This is a genomic window from Sphingobacterium sp. (assembly GCF_032065005.1).
Lineage (GTDB): Bacteria > Bacteroidota > Bacteroidia > Sphingobacteriales > Sphingobacteriaceae > Sphingobacterium.
The window spans coordinates 110572-135718 of the sequence record NZ_DAMBMM010000005.1 but is presented as its reverse complement, the minus strand read 5'-3'; the positions used below and the strand labels follow the sequence as shown (position 1 = coordinate 135718).

21 protein-coding genes are annotated in these 25147 nt (G+C 39.5%); 6 read left to right on the top strand and 15 right to left on the bottom strand.

Annotation, left to right across the window (positions count from 1 at the left end):
* The first annotated feature begins 192 nt into the window (after positions 1-192).
* On the top strand, positions 193-1221 hold the full coding sequence (mgrA, locus tag RT138_RS10110; RefSeq protein ID WP_313190580.1) for an L-glyceraldehyde 3-phosphate reductase: 1029 nt from the start codon (positions 193-195) through the stop codon (positions 1219-1221).
* Between the two features lie 129 nt (positions 1222-1350).
* Here the strand turns inward: mgrA and RT138_RS10105 are convergent, their stop codons facing one another.
* A complete protein-coding gene (locus RT138_RS10105) occupies positions 1351-2880 on the bottom strand; it encodes a CotH kinase family protein (protein ID WP_313190579.1) in 1530 nt (509 codons plus the stop codon).
* A 205-nt stretch (positions 2881-3085) separates the two neighbouring features.
* Positions 3086-3877: an NIPSNAP family protein gene (locus RT138_RS10100; protein WP_313190578.1), complete on the bottom strand. Its 792-nt coding sequence runs from the start codon at positions 3875-3877 to the stop codon at positions 3086-3088.
* A 178-nt stretch (positions 3878-4055) separates the two neighbouring features.
* Here RT138_RS10100 and arr point away from each other — a divergent pair, with 178 nt between their 5' ends.
* A complete protein-coding gene (arr, locus tag RT138_RS10095) occupies positions 4056-4478 on the top strand; it encodes an NAD(+)--rifampin ADP-ribosyltransferase (protein WP_313190577.1) in 423 nt (140 codons plus the stop codon).
* Here arr and RT138_RS10090 read toward each other — a convergent pair.
* From RT138_RS10090 to RT138_RS10030, 13 genes are all read right to left on the bottom strand, one after another.
* Positions 4475-4960 (bottom strand): hypothetical protein, encoded by a 486-nt coding sequence (locus tag RT138_RS10090; RefSeq protein ID WP_313190576.1) that lies wholly within the window; start codon positions 4958-4960, stop codon positions 4475-4477. The genes arr and RT138_RS10090 overlap by 4 nt on opposite strands.
* A 29-nt stretch (positions 4961-4989) precedes the next feature.
* Entirely contained in the window at positions 4990-6234 is a 1245-nt protein-coding gene (locus RT138_RS10085; protein WP_313190575.1) for a tetratricopeptide repeat protein, read from the bottom strand.
* 193 nt (positions 6235-6427) lie between these two features.
* Complete coding sequence (locus RT138_RS10080; protein WP_313190574.1) at positions 6428-6754, bottom strand: hypothetical protein; 327 nt, start codon at positions 6752-6754, stop codon at positions 6428-6430.
* 130 nt (positions 6755-6884) lie between these two features.
* Positions 6885-7553 (bottom strand): response regulator transcription factor, encoded by a 669-nt coding sequence (locus RT138_RS10075; RefSeq protein ID WP_313190573.1) that lies wholly within the window; start codon positions 7551-7553, stop codon positions 6885-6887.
* The gene (locus tag RT138_RS10070) at positions 7553-8335 is read right to left on the bottom strand and encodes an ATP-binding protein (RefSeq protein WP_313190572.1); all 783 of its coding nucleotides are present in this window, start codon (positions 8333-8335) and stop codon (positions 7553-7555) included. Before RT138_RS10070 ends, RT138_RS10075 begins: the two co-directional genes overlap by 1 nt.
* Positions 8281-8937 carry a hypothetical protein gene (locus RT138_RS10065; RefSeq protein WP_313190571.1) on the bottom strand — a complete coding sequence of 219 codons (657 nt, stop codon included), beginning with the start codon at positions 8935-8937 and terminating at the stop codon, positions 8281-8283. The genes RT138_RS10070 and RT138_RS10065 overlap by 55 nt, the downstream gene beginning before the upstream one ends.
* A gap of 21 nt (positions 8938-8958) precedes the next feature.
* Positions 8959-9684 carry a hypothetical protein gene (locus RT138_RS10060; protein WP_313190570.1) on the bottom strand — a complete coding sequence of 242 codons (726 nt, stop codon included), beginning with the start codon at positions 9682-9684 and terminating at the stop codon, positions 8959-8961.
* Positions 9685-9968: 284 nt separating this feature from the next.
* Positions 9969-11132 (bottom strand): Gfo/Idh/MocA family oxidoreductase, encoded by a 1164-nt coding sequence (locus tag RT138_RS10055; RefSeq protein ID WP_313190569.1) that lies wholly within the window; start codon positions 11130-11132, stop codon positions 9969-9971.
* Positions 11133-11187: 55 nt separating this feature from the next.
* The gene (locus RT138_RS10050) at positions 11188-11952 is read right to left on the bottom strand and encodes an SDR family oxidoreductase (RefSeq protein WP_313190568.1); all 765 of its coding nucleotides are present in this window, start codon (positions 11950-11952) and stop codon (positions 11188-11190) included.
* A gap of 20 nt (positions 11953-11972) precedes the next feature.
* The gene (locus RT138_RS10045; protein ID WP_313190567.1) at positions 11973-13679 is read right to left on the bottom strand and encodes an IlvD/Edd family dehydratase; all 1707 of its coding nucleotides are present in this window, start codon (positions 13677-13679) and stop codon (positions 11973-11975) included.
* A gap of 28 nt (positions 13680-13707) precedes the next feature.
* Positions 13708-14568: a sugar phosphate isomerase/epimerase gene (locus RT138_RS10040; protein WP_313190566.1), complete on the bottom strand. Its 861-nt coding sequence runs from the start codon at positions 14566-14568 to the stop codon at positions 13708-13710.
* Positions 14569-14730: 162 nt separating this feature from the next.
* Positions 14731-16071 carry a MutS-related protein gene (locus RT138_RS10035; RefSeq protein ID WP_313190565.1) on the bottom strand — a complete coding sequence of 447 codons (1341 nt, stop codon included), beginning with the start codon at positions 16069-16071 and terminating at the stop codon, positions 14731-14733.
* A gap of 365 nt (positions 16072-16436) precedes the next feature.
* The gene (locus RT138_RS10030; RefSeq protein WP_313190564.1) at positions 16437-17336 is read right to left on the bottom strand and encodes a helix-turn-helix domain-containing protein; all 900 of its coding nucleotides are present in this window, start codon (positions 17334-17336) and stop codon (positions 16437-16439) included.
* Positions 17337-17474: 138 nt separating this feature from the next.
* On the opposite strand from RT138_RS10030, the gene RT138_RS10025 reads away from it, so the two are divergent.
* The 4 genes from RT138_RS10025 to RT138_RS10010 all read left to right on the top strand — a co-directional run bounded on the left by RT138_RS10025 (position 17475) and on the right by RT138_RS10010 (position 24193).
* Positions 17475-17876, top strand: a complete 402-nt coding sequence (locus RT138_RS10025; RefSeq protein WP_313190563.1) for a heme-binding protein — start codon at positions 17475-17477, stop codon at positions 17874-17876.
* A gap of 43 nt (positions 17877-17919) precedes the next feature.
* A complete protein-coding gene (gene fdhA / locus RT138_RS10020) occupies positions 17920-19113 on the top strand; it encodes a formaldehyde dehydrogenase, glutathione-independent (protein WP_185211556.1) in 1194 nt (397 codons plus the stop codon).
* Positions 19114-19333: 220 nt separating this feature from the next.
* The gene (locus RT138_RS10015; RefSeq protein ID WP_313190562.1) at positions 19334-22021 is read left to right on the top strand and encodes a TonB-dependent receptor; all 2688 of its coding nucleotides are present in this window, start codon (positions 19334-19336) and stop codon (positions 22019-22021) included.
* A gap of 144 nt (positions 22022-22165) precedes the next feature.
* Positions 22166-24193 carry an FUSC family membrane protein gene (locus RT138_RS10010; protein WP_313190561.1) on the top strand — a complete coding sequence of 676 codons (2028 nt, stop codon included), beginning with the start codon at positions 22166-22168 and terminating at the stop codon, positions 24191-24193.
* Positions 24194-25147 lie beyond the last annotated feature (954 nt).

Genomic DNA, 25147 nt, shown 5'->3' with positions numbered 1-25147 from the left:
ATTGCTTTAAATTAAAAATCATACAATGTATGTTCAGGGAATAAGATGATAGAATATGCATTTCATGATAATGGCATTTTTTAGGTTCAAAAACCAGCTATTAATGCTAAATTAGTATTGTTCTAAAGGCGATAATTCTTGAAATCCCAAACCTTTTGAACGAAAACTCAACGCAATAAACTGACAAAAACAATGGACTGGAAACCAAAAAGTGATCGTTATGATAAGATGATCTATAATCGCTGTGGTAAGAGCGGTTTACATTTACCGGCGATTTCCTTAGGATTATGGCATAATTTCGGAGACGACACAGCACACAGCAAAAAGGTCGAGATCTGCACCACAGCATTTGACCTAGGGATTAACCACTTTGATCTAGCGAATAATTATGGCCCTCCAGCTGGTAGTGCTGAATTAGCTTTCGGAAGGATTTTAAAAGAAGAGTTCTCCGGTCTTCGGGATGAATTGATCATATCATCAAAGGCAGGCTATTTAATGTGGCCAGGTCCTTTCGGTGAATGGGGAAGCAGAAAATACCTGATAGCTAGTTGTGATCAATCCTTGAAAAGAATGGGACTGGATTATGTTGACATTTTTTATTCCCATCGTTTCGATCCTCTTACGCCATTGGAAGAGACAATGATGGCACTGGACCAAATTGTACGTTCTGGAAAAGCTTTATATGTGGGTATTTCTTCCTATAATGCGCAAAGGACAAAAGAGGCTTATGATATCCTAAAATCCCTAGGTACTCCATTTATTATTCATCAACCTAGCTATTCCATGTTAAACAGATGGGTTGAAGATGACGGATTATTAGACACTTTGGAAGATTTAGGACTGGGTTCTATTGTCTTCTCTCCTCTTGCTCAAGGAATGTTGACGAATAAATATCTTAATGAAGTCCCTCAGGACAGCCGTGCGAATCAGGATAAATCCTTAAATAAGAATTTCCTTTCAGAAGAAAACTTAAAAAACATCTGGGCTTTAAATGAAATCGCCGCAAACAGAAACCAGACCCTAGCGCAGATGGCAATCTCCTGGGTATTGAAAAAAGACAAAGTAACCTCTGCCTTGATTGGCGCAAGTAAAGTCCAACAGGTAATAGATTGTGTCGGAGCAATAAAAAATCTTGAGTTTACCGATGCGGAATTAAGACAAATCGACCAGTATGCAAAAGATGGCGGAATAAATATCTGGCAACAATCAGCTGAATTGTAAAAATCTTGAATATCAAAAAGGCTTCAACGATGTTGAAGCCTTTTTGATATTCAATTTAAATCCCTTCTTGGAACAACCGAATCCTATTGTTATTAACCGGGTTACTGTTTAAACAATACCTAACAAAAGCTAGTCAAACTTAGGTCCATTGATTACTCCATCCAGCCATGTAATTCTTTTTGACACATAATTACGAACAAAATTTACGTAGTCTTGATGGGTTACTCCTACATACCAACTTTGATTGATGTTTTTCCCTAAGACATCCCAACGTTTAAAATTATATTTCTGACTATAATTGATCTTTTTAGCTCGCTGATCTATAAACTCTGGCATGGATTCCATTTTCGATTTTACTTCTTTCCAACGTGTTCTCACCAATTTCTTGAAATTAGGATCTACCATTAACTTGTTCATCCATGCTCTTGGCTCATGAGCTCTATCCAACATCATAACTTCTTGGCTATTTCCGAGACGCTTATCATTATTAAAGGCAAGATCAAAATCCCACACTGGACCAACATAAATCTTGGGATCCAAACTACTCTTCTTGTACATTCTCATACTCCAAAGCATATCTGAATTGCCACATAACTCATTAACTAGATAGTAATTCACAAAACTTGTTAAATCAAAATAATCTTGATAATTGGAATTTGCTTGATCTCCTATTTTGTACAGACTGTTCTCAAAAGTTCCCACATACTTGGTGATATATTCCAATTGGGCAGGAGTAATTTCATCTTCATCAGGAAATTTCACTGTGACCGGCATATTCTGTTCGGTAATAAAATGAACCGGTTCAGAATAGGCATAACCATCACCTTCAAGAATAAAGCCCCCATTGTCCTCATCGATGGCTACCCTATCGCTCCCCTCTTTGATATGTTCCGTTAAAGTATAATTCCCCATAAACTCACCATTTAAAAACAATTCTACATATTGTTGACGTGGCGAATAACCCACATCTAATCTCTTACTGACCTCAAAGGCTATTTCATTACGCAATAGCGATTGATCGCCATAATTGGCCAATAATGCCCAACTTTTATCAGCAGGCATACCCAATAGGGCAGCCTTTTTATCTAACTTGATTCTATATGGCTTTTTAGGCATTCCCCAAGTAGAATTACCTCGGCCTTTAACTTCAGTAACACCTTCATAAACGACCTTTCCTTCAAAGCCACTTGTTATTTTAATGCTACCGCTGACATAATCATCTTTGCTTTCAATCGGCTTTCCATTGGTAGAGAGATATATAGCAGGAATTCCTGTATCAACAAATTTGACTATATAGCTTTTTGCTTCACCATTTTGAGCGGCGAAGGTATATTTTACCAGTTTAGAAAAGTCCTGTTTACTCTTTCCGCTAGTCTGTTCAACATTATCAACAGTAACCTTAGCACCTTTATGTTCAAAGTCAGGAACCAATGCCTGTACATTTGTTCCCACGAGGGCATGGGCAAAAATGGTATCGCCTATGATTTCTGTTTCAATATCAAACAATAAGTTTGTCTGTTTATCAGTTGCAAAACCGAAACTAACCAACTCGTTTTCCGTAGATAACTCAGGTGAAATCTTATCTTTCTGGCAAGATAGAACCGTGATAAAGAAAAATGTGAAATACCAACAATGAATAAAAGGAATCTTTGTTCTCATAAATAGTGTATAATTAGGTGAAATACCAAGTCGGAAAAAAGGATTAGTGGTCAATTTTCAAAACCTGATTTATTGTTTTACAGATTCAAAATCCCTAAAAAAAACAAAAGTCGTTTAATAAAAATATAAAACGACTTTTGTTTAAACAAGTGAACCCAATAGATTTATTAGCACTGGTTTTTTTGGAAATATCAATGTTCTAACCCTAATAATCAGAATAAGCAGTAGGTGTACATAAGACAGTCACGTTTTTAGACACATTGTTCTGGTATTGCGGCATTTCACTCATAGGCTTATAAAGCGGTCCAAAAGCTTTCCAATGCTCTTCACGATCAGCCATATTCTCGAATGTTGTCAAATACATCAGGTTAGGCATTGTACTCCCAGCGATAACTTGGCCGTAGAACACAGCATTGAAGTTCAATTTCTTAAAAATATCGATCTCTCCATTATTGAACATGGAAACCTTATTGGCAGCCAGCTTTTCAGTTGGACCTTCGTAGCTCCTTAATTCATATACCCTTTCATTTTTATCAGATTTCAGTTTAGGCAATTCCACAAATGGCATTCCATCAAAAGTACGCATCAAAATAGTTTCTATTCTTTGAAATGGCGGATTATTGTGTGCTAAATCCAAATATGCCTTTCCAGCTTCTTGGTATTGCTTATCCTTATCCAGATGAACATCCAACTTGGCAAAGTTTTCCAATCGATCTGAATAAGTTAGGACATAAATCAGTTTATCGGCATTTTCTTTATTCTTCAACGGCTTAAAAACTGCTACTTGCTTAAACCCAAGCTTATGCAGGGCTGGTAAATAGGCATTACTGAGATATTGATCTAATTGTTGTTCTTGCTGGTCCTGCTGAAAATGATAGACTTTAAGTTGGATGTACATGGTTTTTGCTACCGCAGATGAAGCACTTTGCATCATCATACAAATCAGGACGGTAAGAACAGAAAGCCGGCAAAATACCGAATGGATTGATTTTGACATGTTATTTGACATAGGTTTAGGACCCTTCAATTTTAAGGAAAAAGGTCGGTTTGAAATAAATTATTGGGTTAAAGGATTTCCTCTAAAGCAAGATAAAGATAATTATTTTTTGAAATAATATGATGAAAAATAAAGCGTTCTAAAGTATATAAAATCCTAAAAATTAAACTTACTCTTCATGTATGCTAAAGATTTGAAAAAAGGCAAATACGGCCCGTTTTATCATGGCACAAAAGCCGATTTAAAAGTTGGTGACCTCCTGACAGCCGGAAGAATATCAAACTACCATCCAGATGTAATCATGAATCACATCTATTTTACCCAGCAGGTAAATGGTGCGGGATTGGCAGCTGAACTAGCTCCTGGAGATGCGGAACCTCGTGTCTACATGGTAGAACTGACTGGCGATTTTGAGGATGACCCAAATGTTACCGACAAGAAATTCCCTGGCAACCCTACCCAATCTTACCGTAGTACAGCTGCATTGAAAATCATAGCTGAGGTTACCGATTGGCCCAGGCTCAGTCCGGAAGAGTTGCAGCGTTGGCGGGAAAACCTAGCAAAGCTCCACAGAGACCCGAATGCGATAATTATCAATTAATCCTTCTTCTTGTCCTTTAATCTTACTGTCTTAAAAATACGTTTTGCCAATTCCTGCTGTTGAGCATTTAGAGAGTCCGCCGTCAGTGTTAAAGAATTCTGCACCTTTTCTTCAACAGTCCCTGGCATTCTTCTGACATGGATGCCTGTTAAACCGACAACAGATTCCTTAGGCCAAAGCACCTTGCTGTACAGGTTATTCGAACTGTCCTTTTCCACATAATACTGCATACTTTGTTCTCTCTCATTCAAGCTATTGGAGTACCAACCATAATCAAAATAAAACTTGATACTATCACCTACGACATGGCCTACATAGGAATCAATTCCCTGCTTTTCAACCTTTTTGAAATCGGCAGGAAAATCAAATTCATACTCCCCAATTTCAATGGTATTACTTAGCTTTTGTTGATCTGTTTTGCTAACAGAACAAGAACTCAAAAATAATAGGTAGGAAAAGAACAGGAATTTGATCTTCATCATATTAAAAGTTGTGTTTCCTACAATAATAGCTAATTCTGGCTTTTTGTTTCCAAATCATTTGCTTTTTCAAGATCAGCCTCAGCTTCTGTGGTCTTGTTTAATTTCTTGTACAGGCCAGCGCGCATCCTGAAGACCCTGTAATCTAGTGGGTTCATTTCAAGGGCAACATTATAATCCTTCAACGCAAGATCAAACTTATTTAGGGCTTCATAATTATTTGCCCTATGAAAATAATAGTCATAAAAGTCAGGATTCATTTCTATGGCCTTATTCAGGTCAGTTAGTGCCTCATTGTACATTTTATTGGCATTATACACTTTCGATCTTCTAAAATAGAGTTCCTCTTCCGAAGGTTTCAGCTCAATGGCTTTATTGAAATCCTTTATACTCGTTGTATAGTCCCCCATAAAATAATACATCGTACCTCTGTTCATAAAAGACTCATATTTCCTAGGATTAAAGGCAATTGCTTGATTTAACTCTTTTACGGCCTCCAAATATTCCTTCGTTCTCCCAAAAATATAGGCACGCCCAAGATAGGCCGGCTCAAAAGTTGGACTAAGTTTACTAACCTTGTAAAAGGCACTAAGGGCCGACTTATAGTCTTCCATCACTGTCTTAACGAGTCCTTTTGTAAAAAAAGACGAGCTGTTTTTCGGATTGAGTGCAATGGATTTCTCCGCATCCCCTAAAGCTCCTTCAAAATCCTGAATGATGAATTTGGTGTTTGCCCTTTGATAATAGGCTACGGAGGAAGTGTCGGACAATGATATCGCCTGTGTAAAATCCGCAATGGCATCATCAAATTCACCAATATCTTTTTTGTATTTCCCTCTATTGATAAAACAAGGAACACAATCGCTTTCAACCTTAATGATCTCATCATAATCAGCGATGGCAGCATCAATATTATTCAAAACATAATAGGTTTCTCCTCTTAATTTAAGATATGGACCAGTATTGATGGGCTTTAGGCTTAGACCGGAATTGATGGCATCCATAGCCTTTCCATAATCCCTATTCAGATAATAAGCTGCAGCAAGATTAAGGTAAATGGAATCCACCGATTTCAGGTTCAAAGCTGAGGTATAACTTGATATTGCTGCAGGATACTGTCTGGCATCATATTTCGCTTTTCCATCCCGAAAATGCTGAGTAATCTGAGCGTTGACAGCCTCTTGCGCATAGCCTAAATTGGAGAACAACAAACAAATAGGCATGCAGATGAGAAAAAACACATCAGTATTTTTCCTCTTTTTAGGGTTCGTTTTCATTGGTTTCTAATTGGTTACAACATCAAATGTAGGTAATTTTCCTTTTGAATTTTACGGCCTACCATCAAAAAAAAGTTCCTAAACTGACCGTTAGGAACTTTAACATTATTACTTGGTTAATAAATTACTCAGGCAAAATAATTAGCTGCTCAGAGCCTGAATAAAGATGGTATGGTACATCTGAATATGGGCATTACCCATAGAGGTTGATCCGTTTATTATCCCGAATCGTATTTTCGAAAATATACAGGGCATCATCGATAAACTTGCTTTTGCAAGCGATCATTTTCTGAAATGCAATCTTGATATTTCCTTCCAAGTTCGCTAGATTATCCTGCCAATAATTTTCGGCCCTGACCCTGATTTCTGCATGTCCCGAATTCAGGTCTTCTAGATAATCATTGTACAAAAATTTATAAGCTACAATACTGTTGATGTAATTGGTCAAATTTGGGTCGCAAAAGGTAGATTCTACTGTCTCTACATTTGCTTCTGGTTTCTTATTCAATTCACGTGTCATAACAGATTGGTCTTAGATTCTTAGCAATTAACTATTTTATTGAACTTGATATATCAAAGTTAATCAACCTAGCCCCTGTTTTTTAGAGCACAAAAACGGCAAGTTGCAATTAGGTATTTATACGGAATGCTTATTTCTTGGGAACGAACAATTCATTGGCTAAGGCATAGATCACCAGACCAACGGTGTTTTTAAGCCCTAATTTATCCAGGATTCGCTGCCTATGACTTTCAACGGTCCTTTTACTCAGGAATAACTGTTCTGCGATTTCAATATTGGTATATTCCTCACAGATCAACCGGATGACTTCAATCTCTCGGTCGGTCAATTGGTCCTTCAGGTCAAAGGACACCTTCTTATTGGGATTATTGAGGTATTGGTGCAGCAATTGGTAATCAGAAGCTGTAACATACACTCCAGTGTTATACACCGTTTCTAGGGCCAGTTGCAATGTTTCAATATCAATAACTTTAGGCAGAAAACCTGAAACCCCCAATTTCAGCATATGCCCAATCATATTAGACTTATAATGGGAGGATAAAATCAAGATCTTCACTTTAGGAAAGCTTGGCAGGAGTTGCTCCACGAGCACCAAACCTGAAATGGGTTCCATCTGAATATCCAAAAGCAAGATATCTGGCAACTGGTTTTCATCCATGGCCATGAAATCAGCGATCAGGGCACTTGGGTCTGTATTCTTATAGATTACCTGACAATTAGGGATCTTTCCTATCAGCATACTCAGTCCCTCGATAAATAAGGACTCATCATCCATCAATGCAATTTTCATTTCACTCATTATACTGCCATTTTTGGAAACACCATCATCAGCCGAGTCCCTTTGCCCAGTGACGAACTCAATTTAGATTTACCATCCAGTAATTCTACCCGATTGCTAATATTGGAAACCCCCATCCCATTAGCATTCAACTTTTCAAAGCCCGTTCCATTATCTTTTAAGAGAAAACTGAGGAAATAATTACCGTCACGGACCAAGATCGAAATCTTATTCGCTTTAGCATGTTTTATGGTGTTGCTGACAAACTCCAAGATCACGCGATAGATCTGAACCTCAAAATCTAAAGGTCTTTCCTGATACTGTTGATGCAGATATAGCTCCACCTCATATCCAATCAAATTTTGCTTCAATTCCTCCAAGGTCAAGATCAAGCCAAAATATTCCAGGTTCACGGGATACATGCGGTGCGAAATCTCCCTTGCTGAATCTATCAGCTGTTCGATCTTGTCACTCAGTCCCACATATTGTTGAGCATCAATCTGATTTTTGTTGGAGATTAAACTCAGCTTAAGCACCTGCAATTTATTGCCAATTTCGTCATGCAATGTCCTTGCAATCCGTTTCCTTTCCTCTTCCTGCGTTTTGATGGCCAGAGCCTTCGTCTCCGTCTGGAACTTGAGCTCCTGTTGGTGCCGCAGATCATTCTCTTCCTGGATTTTTTTGTAGTATTGATTATAGAGGACGATCACAAACAGCACAATCAATATAGCCAAAACCAATAAGATGATTATCTCATAGATTTCGATGTAAATTTTTGAAACGAAAAAAAGTAATACAGACATACGGCATATAAGCTACAGGACAGAATGTTGTTTATTGACCATAGATAGCCCGCATACTCGATCTTTAGGTTACTCAATTGATTTAAAATCAAAAACAGTATAGTCGACACGAAGTAATAGAGCAATAGGGCAAACAAAACATGGAAGAGACCGGGATTATTCACTTTAAAATCCGATTTCAACGCATGCAATAAACACCTTCCTAATTCAAAAACTATAATAATATTGGAGATTGGTTTTATCCATTTCATCCAAGTCACTACCTGAATGAAATTATGAATAGTAGCAGCTCCTATTAAAAATAAAAACAGTGCCAGGTAAACCATGGACAGCCTGCTTTTCTTAGATACAATACTATTGGTAAAATTCGTCAATAATAAGAGTTCGCCGGCAACAAAAACATTGAACAAAAACTCCGTTTTCTCCACGGAGAAAACATAGATCAACAGTTTCGAAACAAGCTCGATCCCCAGGAGAAAAAGAAGGAAATACCTTAGGTTTCTTGCTGGGCTACTGAACTCAAAATGGTACTTAATATTCCAAAGACTCGCTAGCAACAACATGACATTGGACAAACCAATTGTCAAGTAAAAAAAGAGCATAATTAAATTTCATAAAATGGTTTAACCACCTTTTGGTTTACAAAATGGTGGGCAAGGCTGCGACCAATTGTACAGATTCGTCTGGATGGACTGCAATTTTGAATTTCCCAAAACTGTCCCTTCATGATGGACGAAAATAATGGTTGGTAACACCTCTGAATATATTTTTGAATATTTTAAGGCAAATAAGCCTACAATATCCCGATTTCCACCCTCAAGATCCTCTATCGGTACATGGAATAAATTGAAAATACTTTCACCTTTTGTTTCCTTGATCTGTTTAAAAAACCAATCTGCCGACTCATTCCTCCAGTCCTCAACCTGTTCCAATATCGTATCCTGACATTCTATCTGATGTTGATACAGGGGCTGCGACTCCTCAATAACCCGTGAGGTAACCTTCAGGTCACAGGATAACACCGCAACTTTCGTTTGGGTCTTGACCTCCTGCTCGACAAATTTTATTTCAGCCTCCAATGGACCTAAATAGGAAAAAGGATATTCTTTTAGCTCAATCTCATTGCCTGCTGAATCTAAAGGATAGAATATCACGATCGCCTTATTATCATGTATACCCATTTTGATAACAAAACATTCGTTTTCATTATTCTTCAGAACCCAGCTGCTACTCTCTTCAGTTACAGAAAACATGAAATGAGGAGGAAAGACCCTCAATATTTCATTTATATTGCCTTTCGATGATTGCCATTGCCTTATCGAAAGCTGGCATTCTTTTCTGTTTAGCATAATTGATCAGTTTAGAGGCTTAAAGATAATTAAAAATTCATGCTATTCAATCAAATTAACCAATAATAACAATTACAACAAACTGATTATTAATAATTTATAAAAATTATATTATAGAAATTATTTAATAATTTAAGATTATATTTCAGACTAAAAATTAATAATTAATCCGCTAAAATACAATGAAATAATTCATGTTTTTATGATATAATTTTGGCTTGGTATTTTAAGCAGATAATCGGGCAATAAAAAGAAAAAACTCATCAATTGATGAGTTTTTTGTATTAAAATGCTGTCCATTTTGCTTCGGACTCATTGGACTCCAAAACCCGATCAATAAATAACATACCTCGAATGCCTTCTTCAATATCTGGATAAGCTGGAAAAGCGATTTCAGCTTGGTCACCCGTGATCTTTTGCAACAATCGAGCTGCAAAAGATTGATAGATATTGGCAAAAGCCTCAATATAGCCTTCGGGATGTCCCGTTGGAGTTCTGGTGAATGCTCCAGTTGCCTCGCACATCTGATATACCTGGTTGCCACCAGTCCTATAGATCTGAATCGGTTGATTATCCCATTTGACAAAAAGCGAATTGGGCTCTTCCTGTCTCCATTCCAGCCCTGCCTTTTCCCCATAAATACGGATTTTCAACGCATTTTCTTCACCAGTAGCCACCTGCGATGCACTTAACACACCCGTTGCACCATCCTCAAATTTCAACAGGACATCTCCGTCATCATCGATGACACGATCAGCTCCATAAATATTCAGATTGGCACATAGATGCGTTATTTTCAAACCAGAAATATGTTCTGCCAAATGGGCCGCATGGGTTCCAATATCACCCATACATCCACTTTTCCCACTTCTTTGAGGGTCAGTACGCCATGCTGCCTGCACACTGCCAGAATTCTCTATCCCCTTGGTCAACCATCCTTGTGGATACTCCACAAAAACCTTGCGGATCTTGCCTATCAAGCCTTTTTCAACCAAGTCTTTGGCTTGTTTAACCATGGGGTACCCCACATACGTGTGGGTCAGGGCTAACATTAAACCTGTTTCTTCCACTACTTTTGCCAAGGCTTTAGCTTCCTCTAAGGTAAATGTCACCGGTTTATCGATTACGACATGGAAACCATTTCTAAGGGCGAGCACGGCAGGTTCAAAATGAGCATGGTTGGGCGTTACTATGGAAACGAAATCCATCCTGATATCCTCAGGCAATTCCTTTTCCTTTTCGATCATTTCTTGAAAAGAAGAATAAACACGGTCTGCCGGCAAGGCCAAATCCTTTCCGGATTGGGCAGAAACCTCTGGCCGCGAACTGAATGCTCCGCACACCAAATCAATCTTGCCATCCAATAAGGCAGCAGAACGATGTACTGCACCAATAAAAGACCCTTGCCCCCCACCGATCATGCCCATCCTCAACTTTCTGTTTTCCATAATCAATCTGTTTTTAACTTATACACTGAATTTATTTTCATAACCTTTTTTATTCTTAAAATGGGGATGGACTTACAGCAGACCAACCACCGTCCACCACGATCGTCTGCCCCGTAATATGTCGCGCCTGTTCACTGACCAGGAAGAGCGCTGTCTGCGCAATATCACTTGGATATGCCGCAGAACCAATTGGTGTCAAATTTGCCCAGGTCTTTTTATATTCCGGATCCTCCATGGTTCTTTCGGTCAAGGTTGCTCCAGGAGCCACGGCATTGACATTGATTCCGTAAGGAGAAAGCTCCAAGACCAAGTGTTTCGCCAATAGTTCTACCGCAGCTTTGGTCATTCCATAGGCTGCAAGCTCCTTATGGGCCTGATGCCCTGTCACCGAAGAAGTAAACAGAATGCTACCTCTCTTCTTTTGTTCAATAAAATATTTACCGGCAGCTTGGGCCAAAAAGAAAGTGCCACCAATATTGACCTGTAGCACTTTATATAAATCTTCCGCCTTATACTCCAGGAAGCTCCCGAACAAGGTAATACCTGCATTGGCCATCACCACATCTAAAGTTCCCGTTTTTGAAACTGCAAAGTCAACAAGGTCCTTGTTAAAGCTAGCTACAGACACATCGCCTGCAAAGGAATAACAGGTTCCGATTTCATTGAGTTTGGCGGTAGCTTCATCACACAAATCTGGATCTACATCATTTAAAATTACCGTAGCTCCTTCCAAAATCAAACTTTTGGCTATTTCAAAGCCAATGCCTTTACCGGCTCCAGTAACGATTGCAGTTTTATTTACAAATCTTTTTTGTTCCATATAATTTCTTTTAACCCCTGTTAATGGGAATCTCGAAGCACTTCACTACCAGAACCTCCTTTTAGAAAGTCCAGATCTGCCCCTAAATGAGCCTGCTCCACATGGTCCACATATAACTTACAATACCCTCGGGTAAATTGATTGAGATTTAATTTTAAATTTTTCCTTCTGCTATCCAATTCTACATCATCTAGCAATAAGTTCAATTTCCTAGCTTCCACATCCAACTCGATCAGGTCCCCGTTTTGAACCAAAGCCAAGGTGCCACCTATGGCAGACTCAGGAGACACGTGCAAGACCACCGTACCAAAACCGGTACCACTCATACGCCCGTCCGATATCCTGACCATATCCGTCACTCCGGCATCGAGCAACTTTTTCGGAATCCCCATATTGCCAACCTCAGGCATGCCCGGATAGCCCTTTGGTCCTACATTTTTCAGGACCAAAACCGAATTGGCATCGACATCGAGGTCATCCGAATCTATCCTTTTCTTATAGTCTTCAATATCTTCAAAAACAACGGCCTTTCCCGTATGCTTCATCAATTCAGGCGTAGCAGCTGAAGGTTTCAGAACAGCCCCATTCTCACAGAGGTTCCCTTTGAGCACTACAATGCCTGAAATAGGATTGAATGGGTTTTCTTTCGTCGAGATCACATCATCGTTCAGACTCTTTTGGTCTTGTATATTCTCGGAAACGGTCTTTCCACTGACGGTCAAAATATCAGCATGCAATGAACCTTTGATACTGTTCATCACGGCCGGTATTCCGCCCGCATAATACAGGTCTTCCATGAAATACTGTCCCGATGGTTGCAGATTGGCAACTAAGGGAATATCTTTAGATAAATGATCAAAATCTTCTAGATTCAAGTCCACGCCTATCCTTCCCGCAATAGCCATCAAGTGGATGGCAAAATTGGTCGATCCACCAATAGCGGCATTCACCTTGATCGCATTCTCAAAAGCTTCGCGTTTCAGGACGTCGGATAATTTCAGGTTTTCCTTAACCATTTCCACGATCCTTCTTCCCGACATCCTAGCCAATACCTTCCTTCTGGAATCTGCAGCAGGAATTGCCGCATTGCCAGCCAAGGTAATGCCTAAGGATTCTACCATTCCGGCCATGGTTGACGCTGTTCCCATGACTGCACAGTGGCCAATACTACGACACATCCCCGCTTCGGCCATATTCATCTCCTCTTCAGAAACGAGTCCTTTTTTGGAATCATCCGCAAATCGCCAAACATCACTGGTCCCGATATCCTTACCTCTAAATTTACCGGTCAACATGGCTCCACCGGAAACCACTATGCTCGGAAGATCCACACTACAGGCTCCCATCACCAAAGAAGGTGTTGTCTTGTCACAGCCTACCAATAACACGACCCCATCCATCGGATTCGCACGGATGGATTCTTCAACGTCCATACTGGCGAGGTTCCGGAACAACATGGCGGTTGGCTTCATCAAGGTTTCCCCCAAGGACATCACCGGAAACTCAAGCGGAAAACCTCCGGCTTCCAGAACTCCTTTTTTAACCGCTTCTGCCAAATCACGAAGGTGGGCATTGCATGGCGTCAGTTCTGACCATGTATTACAGATGCCTATTACGGGCTTTCCTTCAAACATATCTGCTGGAATACCTTGGTTCTTCATCCATGCACGATAGATAAAGCCATCCTTGCCTTTTCTAGCAAACCATTCTTTGCTTCTTAGTTTCATATGTCGTAGCTTATTGTTATCAATAGGTTTATTTGGCTTTTTGCCTCATATAATTTACGGATTCTTTTACTTCCTCAAAATTATTATCCCAATTATGCTCACATTCGATAAAGATTTCTCCAGAAAATTTCTGGCGTTTCAATTCAGCGAATACTTTATCATAATCTATCACTCCTGCTCCTATGGCCACGTCTTTCGCCTCCATATTCCCACTACCATCCAGATCTTTGACATGCAAGCTCAATAATTTGTGCTCTACTTTTTGCAAGCATTCCACTGGATCGAGTCCACTTCGCACCCAATGACCAATATCTGCACAGATCTTTAGATGCTCTCGTCCTTCCACGGCTGCCATTGCGCTGTCTGGATGCCAATAGTGGCTCAGCCCTTTTGCATGTTCATGAATGGCCAAGGGTAGCTTATATTGTCCAGCCAATTCATTGATTTTATCTAGTAGCAATGGATCAGGTTCTCCAACCAAAAACTGTAATCCCAACTTTTGGCCTTGCTTAAATAATTGTTCCCAGTCTTCTATCGTTTTTCCATCGGCATACATGGAAACCATCTGAACCTGATTGCTATCCAAAATGCCTTTCATCATCGAAAGTTCTTCATCCGATAGGTTTGCTATAACCTTCCCCCCGAACCGATCCCCTAAATTATGAAAGGAAAAACCTTCCACTTTTTGGGCATGGGCTCCTTTGGCCATTTCAACTGATTTTTCAAAAGGAAATCGATTAAATGAATACAGACCTACGCCCACTTCCATATTTTCAGCTTCCTCCAGGTTATTTTCCACAGGTTTCGATTGGCCCGTACAGGAAAAAACCAGAAGGGAAAGGACTGCCATAAAGGCCATCATTTCGAATCTCGGAAGGTATCTTTTCATACAGCTATGATTTAGGTTTATTCAAGCATTGAGCTGCCGATCAGCAAATGCCTTAGGAATAAGTTACTCTAAATTTAATGAATAAAAAACACCTCCATGATATTTGAAGGTGTTTTTTCTGAAATAATTATGTTACCTCGTTTTTAAGCCTTTTATAACTCATTAAGAAGCTGTTGTCTCGGTATTCTTGATCTTATCAATGGAGTCAAATGCACCACTCTTCTTTAACAGCCACATGCCCAATTTTTCTTCTGCAACTCCCTCTTTGATCTTATAGGTAAAGATAGGCAAGCCTTCAGGGTCGCTTTCAATATTCATCTTAAAGAAACCAACAGAAGGTATATGCTCAAGTTCCTTGGACAGCTCCGTAATATGGGATGATACGATAACATAAGGCCCATCCACTTCGGCTAAATTCTGCAACACCTTTAATATCGCATTGGAAGCGTCACTGTGGTTGGTACCTTTAAACAGCTCATCCAAAATGATAACCGCGTTGGAATCCTTAGGCAATTGGTCCACTATTGTTTTTAAACGCATCGCTTCCACATAAAAATGGCTGTAGCCCATTTCTAGATTATCTTGCAGATTAATACTGGTAAAGACGCCATCGATCAAATCAGTCTTGATGGAATCTGCAGGAACAGGGAAACCAATATGGGTCAAATAAAGTGCTGATGAAATCGTTTTGATAATAGATGATTTACCGGCCATGTTAGCTCCAGTCAAAAACCAGATCTTTTTATCCCTGGCCATCCTCACATCATTCTTTACCGGATTCTTATGGAAGATATGGTAAACACCCTTCATCTCTATCACGCCTGTCTGATTTTTAGGATAGACCTCGGGATAGCAAAATCCATGCGCCTTGGAAACTTTTGCAACAGACAAGAAAGCATCGATCTCATAAAAGAACGTAATGATCTTCTTGATCTTTGGAGCCAAGGTATAACGGACCATCTTGTCAAAATTCTCTATATTGAAGATATTGATCCGCAACTTATCAGCATCATAATTCTTCTTTTTGAAAATCATGGAAAGGCAGTCCTCGATTAATTGAAGGATATCTTCCACATCGGGATATTGTATATCCTTGTTGATCTGCATATAATAGTCGCGGCATTTGATCATAAAGTCGCATGCTTCCTGAATAGACCTTTTCTTATAATAATAAGCAGGACTCCTTACGCCGATAAAATCCATCAAGGTCAGCGAAGCCGCACGGCCAGAATGTGAGGATTTGACATATTTTTCCAAATCTTTTACAATCACCCTGTAAAACAGAAAATCCTGATCAGCCACAGGTTCTAAACGACGGATCTTCATCTGCCGATCTTTGATGACATCCACATCCAGAACAGGATTATAGAAAATATCCATCAAATGGAACATCCCTCCGTCTGTAATGGTATGATCAAAGAATTCTAAAATGGTACGGCTATGCCTATCTCTAAGCTGTATATCTTGTAAGGTCTGTTCATCAATTAAGAATTTTTCACTCATAACTATTGGATTAGATCGAATGTTGGTTATTGAAATTGCTTTACACTCCAAGGATACTAAACTAAAAATACAATTTTCAAACCATGTACATAGCTAAAAATCATATATATTTTAAGTTAGAAGCCAGCACTAGGTCAGCTTTCCTTTTATATAGGATGCACTCAACCTAAGAATTGCATATTCTTTTTCAATAATTCTTTCATTTTTTCAATAAACAATTTAGAATGAAACAGTTCCGAAAATCCGAGCATGCTTCGACCCTTGCTTTACCCATATTCGGGACAGCTTGCCAAAATTCCGAATGAGTCTCGAATAAGGTCAAAACAAAACCCAGGAAGAAGGTTAAAATTTTTCAATAAGTTGGTTTATTTCCCAAATTTTTTGATGAAATCTCCAGGGGTACAGTTATGGAAAGCCTTAAACTGTTTTACGAAATAGCTTAAGGAACTAAAGCCGGTTTTATAGGCAACTTCTGAAACATTGGAATCAGCCTGGAGGAGTAGGTTTCGTGCATTGAGCATCCTTTCCTGCAAGATATAGGCACCTGGAGTTTTTCCACAATACGCTTCAAACATGCGGTGCAATGTACTCTTGCTACAGTTACCAATCTTCATTAACAATTCGGTATTCAGGGTCTGTCCCAAATTTTCGCGGATATAGTTTTTGATTACATGCAACTGGCTATTGGCAGTCAGGCTATTTTGTTCCTTTGCATGTTCTTTTTGGGACTCCATGATCCTGATCAAAAGTGATTTGAGCAAGAGATCGCTCAAAGGGATATTCGGATCTTCTCGGGTGGCTACTTGGAGCAATTCATTGAAAGCACGTACCAATCCAGGATTGTTATTAAAGTGAAAATTAGAGAAATCCAGTTTCCAGGCTTCATTTTCAGGATAATTTTCATTCAAGAACTTTAGTTGATTCTCTAGCGAATCCTTTCCTATTAGAATAGTAGCGCATTGTACGGGATTTTTCAGGTCTGCTTCAGGAAAATCAGCATAGATGGTCTCCCCTTCAGGTAAGATCAAAGAAGTTCCAGGAAGGAACTTAAAACTCTCTCCTTTTTTCGTATATACCGTTTTGTACCCACGGATCATACTGGAAATAGATAGGCCTTTATAGGTAATCTTGACCTTGGTCGACGATTGAAAGGTTTCAAAAATATTGACTTCAAATTCGCCACAATCAAAGCGAGTTTGGTGTTCCTGACCACTTCTTAGGTGTTCGGGAGTCTGTAAGGACAGTAAGTCAATGGTATTGTTCATCTGTATTGGAGGATTACCTATAGCCTAAAGTTAAATTTATTTTTTGGAACTATCGTAATACTTAATGAAACTATACTTACACAAATCCAGAGCATTATGGAATAACTTTATGTTTATAAACTTAAAAAAACATAAGCTATGAGTAACATCACATTAGAACAAGCAAGAAAAGTTGTAGATGCAGCCCTTAAAAAATCAGAGGAATTAGGAGTAAAAATGAATATTGCCGTTGTCGATTCGGGGACTAATTTAGTTGCCTTCAACAAGATGGATGATGCCTGGTTGGGTTCTATTGATATTTCACAGAAGAAAGCGAGAACTGCTCGATACTTTAATATGGATACGGGAGAAATCGGTAAGTTATCACAACCTGGAGGTTCTCTTTATAACATCGAGCATTCCAATAATGGCTTGATTACTTTCCCGGGAGGGGTTGTCATCAAGGACGGAAGCGGCAAGATTATCGGTGCGGTAGGCGTAAGTGGCAGTACCGTTGAGGATGACCATGCAGTTGCCGCTGCAGGTGCTTCTGCTGTTTAATGCAGATTAATTAAACCACAATTTTTAATTAAAGCTATTTATTATGTGTCAAAATCACGGTGTTGTATATATGGGACCCGGTGAGGTCCAGGTACAGGAAATAGATTATCCGAAATTGGCCTTGGGAGACCGCAAGTGTGAACATGGGGTTATTCTTAAGATCGTTTCGACCAATATTTGTGGATCCGACCAGCATATGGTTCGCGGCAGGACCACAGCCTCTGCAGGATTGGTCCTAGGCCATGAAATTACAGGTCAGGTGGTCGAGAAAGGAAGGGATGTAGAATTCATCAATGTCGGTGATATTGTTTCCGTTCCCTTCAATATTGCCTGCGGAAGGTGCCGAAACTGTAAAGAGGGAAAGACAGGGATCTGTTTAAATGTAAACCCTTCACGTCCGGGTGCTGCCTATGGCTATGTAGATATGGGCGGTTGGGTTGGTGGCCAGGCAGAATATGTCATGGTACCCTATGCAGATTTTAATCTGTTGAAATTTCCAGACAATGAACAGGCCATGGAATATATCCGCGACCTGACGATGTTGTCAGATATCTTCCCTACGGGCTTTCACGGTGCAGTATCTGCAGGTGTAGGTCCAGGTTCGGTAGTATATGTAGCAGGTGCTGGTCCTGTTGGGTTGGCCTGTGCAGCGAGCTGCCATCTTTTGGGGGCAGCAGTGGTAATCGTCGGCGATTTAAATGAGGAACGTCTTGCACAAGCCAAAAGTTTTGGCTGCGAAACGGTAAACTTAAATACAGGTGAAGATCTGTCGGAACAGATCGCTGCCATCGTTGGTGTTCCGGAAGTAGACTGTTTTGTGGACTGTGTAGGATTTGAAGCGAGGGCCCATTCGCATGGGGGCAGTTCGGAGGAACAACCAGCGGTGGTATTGAATCAGGCAATGGAAATCACCCGTGCTGGTGGAGCGATCGGAATCCCGGGACTGTACGTAACGGAAGATCCAGGAGCGGTAGATGGAGCAGCTAAACAAGGAAACCTAAAGATCAGGTTTGGTTTGGGCTGGGCAAAATCACATTGCTTTCACACAGGACAATGTCCTGTCATGAAGTACCATCGCCAATTGATGAACGCTATTCTATATGATAAGATCAAAATTGCCGATGCCGTAAATGTTCAGGTGATCAGCTTAAATGAAGCGCCGCAAGGCTATGCAGATTTCGATAAAGGAGCAGCACGGAAATATGTAATCGACCCACATGGTATGATCCCAGCTTAAAGATCACACGAACTATGGATAAAACTCACTAGGTTTTATACAAAATTTAAGTTCACATCTATCTATCAAATGAAAGTAAAGCCTCAACAGATGTTGGGGCTTTCGTTTTTCAACCTACCATCATTTGCCTGAAACAGCTAAATAATGTTAAATCCTGTGTACGGGAATTATTAGTCAAAAAAATAATCTAATTTAGGTTAACTAACTTTTATTAACCTTTATGCAGAAAATTTACCTCCTTATTTTTCTTGTATCCATGATCAGTTTTGTGCAAGCTCAAAATAATGCTGGCATTAAAGGAAAGGTCTTTGATTCCGAACTTAAGCCCTTAGAAAAAGCGACCGTTTCCCTAGTTTCCGAACAGGATTCCTTAGTTGTTACCTATGCGTTGACCAATGATAAGGGAGAGTTTGAATTGGTCAGGATTCCGACCAATAAAGAATTGACCTTCTTCATTTCTCATGTCAACAGTTCGGCTTTTCAAAAGAAAATCAACCTAAAGCCCAATGAAAAGTTAAGAATGGACAGTATAATCATGAAAGGGAATACTATCGAGGAAATTGAAATTACTGCTGTTCCACCGATCCGATTAAATGGGGATACCTTAGAATATAAAGCCAGCTATTTCAAGACGAGACCCAATGCGAATGTGGAGGAATTGATCAGTTTGTTACCAGGGCTACAGGTTAATGCTGATGGGACAATCTATTACCAAGGTCGGCAGGTTCAAAGTGTCCGGGTAAACAACAAAGATTTTTTTGCCCAAGACCTGAAAATAGCGACCCGAAACTTGGATGCTTCATTAATCGATGTGGTCCAGGTCATCAAGGATAAAGGGGAATCAAAAAGGGAGATTTTAGACGATAGCCAATTACCGATAGTCCTAAACCTAAAGATGAAGAAAGAGTTTTTAAAAGCCAATTTCGGTAAGCTCTATGGAGGGGCAGCCACGCGGGATCGATATGAGGCTGGGGCATTGATCAATACGTTCAGGGATACCCTGCAGGTCAGTTTTATCGGTTTTGCCAACAATATTAACCGACAAGGATTTGATTATTCTGAACTCAATGAACATGGAGGGATGAATAGATCGGAAAATCCAAGTTTTAGTAATTATGGCACAAGTGGCTTAATGAATCAAATCTCTGCTGGTGTAAACATTAACTATGATATTGAGAAAAAACTCAAGGTCAATCTGATGTACAACTATGGCCAACACGATTTTTATTATGATTCCCGAAGCGAATCCAATTCCTTTTATAATGAAATCGCAGAACAGAACAGTAACAACAATACGTCCAATAACTCGAGATATACGCACGAGTTAAGAGGCTTCATGAGATATCGTCTCGACACAACATCCCAAGTGACCTTCTCCCCTTCACTTTCAGGCAATCGAGGGAAATCAACGGCTAGCGGTTATGGTGAAAGATGGCGGGACAATTTGCAAAAGGTTACTCAAGGCGAATTTCAAAATGATGATTCCAATAAAGGCTTAAATTATGGTCATAACCTGTATGCTGAAAAGAAATTTAAGAACAAATGGTTGCTTTCTCTAAATCAGGGGATTTCGAACGAAAATGGATCCTCCACAGATGATAATACCTCTAATACTCGATTTTTCCTATTGAATGACAGTGCTTTTCATCAGATTAACCGACAAAGAACAAATTCTAGCACCTTCAATCTTAGCCATCAACTCAATCTGCAGATTCCATTGGGTAAGAAGGTGAATTTTGATCTTTTTGGGCATCAGAACTTAAATGAACAGACCTCCACAGAAGATATTCTAAACAGCATAAATTCCGATATCCTTCAGAACCGAAATGATGTCGCCAATGACAAGGGCTTGTTAAATAAAAATTTTATTATTGGAACGAAATGGAATGTTCAATTCATAAAAAACCTACCCATTTCCCTTGGTCTCAAATGGGGTTCATTTTCCAATCATTTTGACTATTACCAAAAATTGGAAAACAGAAAAATAGAGGAATCCCATTGGCTCCCGGATATGAACATCTCTTATAAGGGATTAAACTTCAATTATCATAAAGACCTAGAGGTTCCAGGCTATTATTCCATCGTAACGGTAAAATCAGATTTGTCACCCAATTATCTTCGAATTGCAAGTCCATTTTTCGAAAACAATCTGAAAGAAAATTATAGAATTTCATATAATAAATTCTTTTCAAAATCTAAAATCAACCTCCATGTATCTGGCGGATGGACCAAGAACTCCAATAGCATCGCCCATTCCAGGACCTATGATGTACAGACTAGCTTTAGCACGGGGCAATATTATCAGGCCGGAACTACTGAGGTAAAAAACTACTATTTATCCTTTTCAAAAACTATAATCCAAAACAAAGTCTGGAATTTAAATTATAACGGATATGGCTACGGAGTACTTCAGGACACCTACAGTAAGGTCAATGGAGAGGAAAACATTGGATCTGCTTTTTTCAGTAATTTCAATAATACATTGACCCTGACCTATAAAAATGTGTTCACCTTTACGCCCATGTTTGAATTCAACAGCAATAACACCAAGTTTAAGTTCGATTCTGAAAACTTCAGGAACATGAACAACAATACAAAGCGATACGGGGCTACTTTATTATTGAATAATATCAAAAAATTCAGATTGGAAAGCTCTTATAACATTAAGAACCAAGTGGTGGGCATCAATAACCAGCGGCAAAACCTACATATCGTGAATGCATCAGTCTATTATCCCATATTGGGCAAAGGCGAGTTAAAATTGTCTGCATTCGATATATTAAATCAAAACGTTTCCAATTATTTTGGATCTTCTTCGAACAGCACCTATTTCAATTCGACTACGACATTGAGGCAGTATTTTCTACTCGGAATGGTCTACAAGTTTCTAAAAACTGGGAATAAATAAAAGAATAGAACAAAATTAAACTTAATAAAATTTTAAAAACCTGAAATAATATTTTGTCAGAAAAATTTTACTCCATATCATATTTCAAAAACCGATTGGAATCATTATTTTTGCGCTGTAATAAATTAATTCAATTATAAAATATTGGTTGCAGCTTTATTTTCGAGGTTAATATCATTTTTAAAGACAGAATCAAGTCTAGATGCACTTCGAAACATCCTAGTCGTTTTAGTTCCCAGTTTTTTCATCTTTTTCTTTATTGATGGTGCCATTGCGGTCGCTTTTGCGGTTGGTGCCCTCCTAGCGGCATTGACCGATGTGCCTGGAAACAAAACCGACAAATTAAGTACTGCGGCCTATTGTCTACCCATTTTCTTTATTACGGCACTCAGCATTTCCACCGCCCTTTCGCATCAGTCCTGGGTAGTTGTTCCGCTTCTAGGGATCTATGGTTTTATTTATACCATTATTGCCTTATTAGGCTTTCGGGTTAATGTAGTTGGAAACCTAGGGCTCATCGTCGCCAGTTTCACGATCGGCCTAAGGCCTGATGATCCGATCAGCTTTAGTCTTTCGGTGACCGCAGGAGCCTTATTCTTTTTTATGATCTGTATCATTCAGGTCTACCTGCATCCACATCGTTCCTTGCGATATGCTGTAGATGGAGGTCTGAAGACCATGGCACAATTGATCCGCTTAAAAATTGCATGCTATGATGAAAAGGAATCTTTACCAAAGGCATATAAGGAATTAAGTGCATTGCACACGAAATTAAGCGATCAACTGGAAGCTATCCGATCCATTCTCCTTAGGGATAAAAAATTGCATTCGGAAGCAGACCTGGAGAGCAAAATATGGCTCGCCAAACTATACCAATTAGTCGATCTCTATGAATTGTTGATGGCCATTGACAATGACTACGAACATATCCGAGAGACCTTAAAAGGTGGAAACACGCTGAAATTAATCCGTCAATCCTTATCCCTATTATCCAAGGAAACCAAAAGATTGACTATTTCCAGTCAAAAGATCGGGCAAAACAAATTCACCAAAAGATATAAATTAGAGGAGCTTCTCTTGCAATTGGAAACAGAGGAGGCGGATGCTACCCCTGAGAAATGGATCTTGATCTGCTCCATCAGCACGCAATTACGGCATGTTGCCGATATCTTGCAAAAGATCCAGGCCAAAGAGATCTATCAAGACATTACCTTGGTGGAGAGCAAGAATTACGCAGATTTTGTGGCTCCAAAGAGCAACATCAAAACAATCCTGCAGAACCTAAGCTTTAAGTCGCCAATCTTCTCTTATGCAGTCCGGATGTCTGCCCTTTTGATGGCTGGAGGACTGATAGGGTATTTCCTTCCCGAATATCGCTATGCTTCTTGGATCTTGTTGACCATTATCTTGGTGGCAAGACCTAGTTATACCAATACCCAAAAAAGAAATTACGAACGTATTGTAGGTTCTGTTATCGGTATCGCTATAAGCCTATTATTGCTAGTCTATATAAAAAATGCTTGGGTGTTGATTGCCATTGCTGCGTTTTGTCTTTATTTATTCCTGCTCTTCAACAAACCAAATTATTTGGTCTGTGTAATTTTTATCACCATTACCATCTTGTTAGGACAGCACATCCATGAAGGAAATATCCAGGACCTATTAGGCAGTCGCTTTGCTTTTACCCTACTGGGATCAATTTTTGCAGTTCTAGGTTGTCTTGCTATTCCAATCAACCATTACCGAACTGTCGAACAAAGCACCAACGCCTTGCTCCAACATTTCAGATCCTATCTGAATAAAATTGAAGAGAGCTATACCACTGGCAACCTGAATTATTATGATTTAAGACTCCTTAGGAAGTCTACCCAGGCTTCATTGGCACAATCCTATGATTCCCTTGATCAATTTGCCAAAGAACCCCTAAAAGGAAAATACCTTAAAGCGGATATTGCACATTTCCAGACCCTAGCTTATCGGATCAATGCCCTTTTGGTTGGATTGTCCGTGAATATGACGAAGTTAGGATTTACCTTGGAGCCTGCCGTCATGGAAGAGAAAGTTCACTATATCAATGGCATTATTTCTGAGGCTGAAGGTCTTTCTAAGAAACTAGCAAAGGGAAGGAAAGAGAAAAACGGAAAATCAATTCAGCTGGAAGCGAGTAAGTAGGAGTTCCCGAAGGGCATCGGTACTTTACGCTCTACATTTGAAAAAGATTGCTCAGTTTGTTTGAACCAGGATTAAATGGATGAGAGGATGGGTCAAGATCGAGGGAAAGAACCAGGATTAAATAGATGCGAGGATGAACCATGATTATGATCATCTAGTGGATGGAATTCCCCAATACCCTAGGGACGTATGGGATACGCCCGCCCCTTACAAACATAAATTAACAGCACTTTCTGATTAAAGAAATTCCTCGATTTCAAATTCTTGCTCATCGTTTCACTCTGAATCCCTCTTTAGCGAAATTTGATTCTGAACGATTAGTAAAGAATCTGTACGGTTTTTCTCCACTAGATTTTGTCATCCTAAATCTTCGATTTAGGAACTGTACGCCAATTCAATCATGCTTTATATAGTTCCGAGATCCTTCCTGTGTCAGGATGACCCCCACGGTGGTTAACGTGGTTGAAGGATTGTACGCCAATACACCCTTTTATTTCCTGTGTCACCCTGATGGGTTTCCCCAAGGTTTGATGTGTGCTTAGAAAACCCCAAGTGGGGGTGGAATCTTTGTAGAAAAATTGGATTGATTAACGGTTAACCCCCAGAGGGGGTGAAAAATTTTTCTATACCCTTTTCGTGTCACCCTGAAGGCTCTGCCGAAGGGTCTCGGAACGTACGGACGTTCAATTGAAATGGTTTTCTCATCTTACGATTTCGAAATGACAAAATCTTCCTAAAAAATAAAAACAATAGATTCTTCGCTTCACTCTGAATCCCTCCTTTGTGAATTTTGATTCTGAACGAATAGTGAAGGATCTGTACGGTTCTCTCCACTAGATTTTGTCATCCTAAATCTTCGATTTAGGAACTGTACGCCAATTCAACCATGCTTGGTATAGTTCCGAGATCCTTCCTGTGTCAGGATGACGATGGAAAAGATAGCTTTTTTACGTC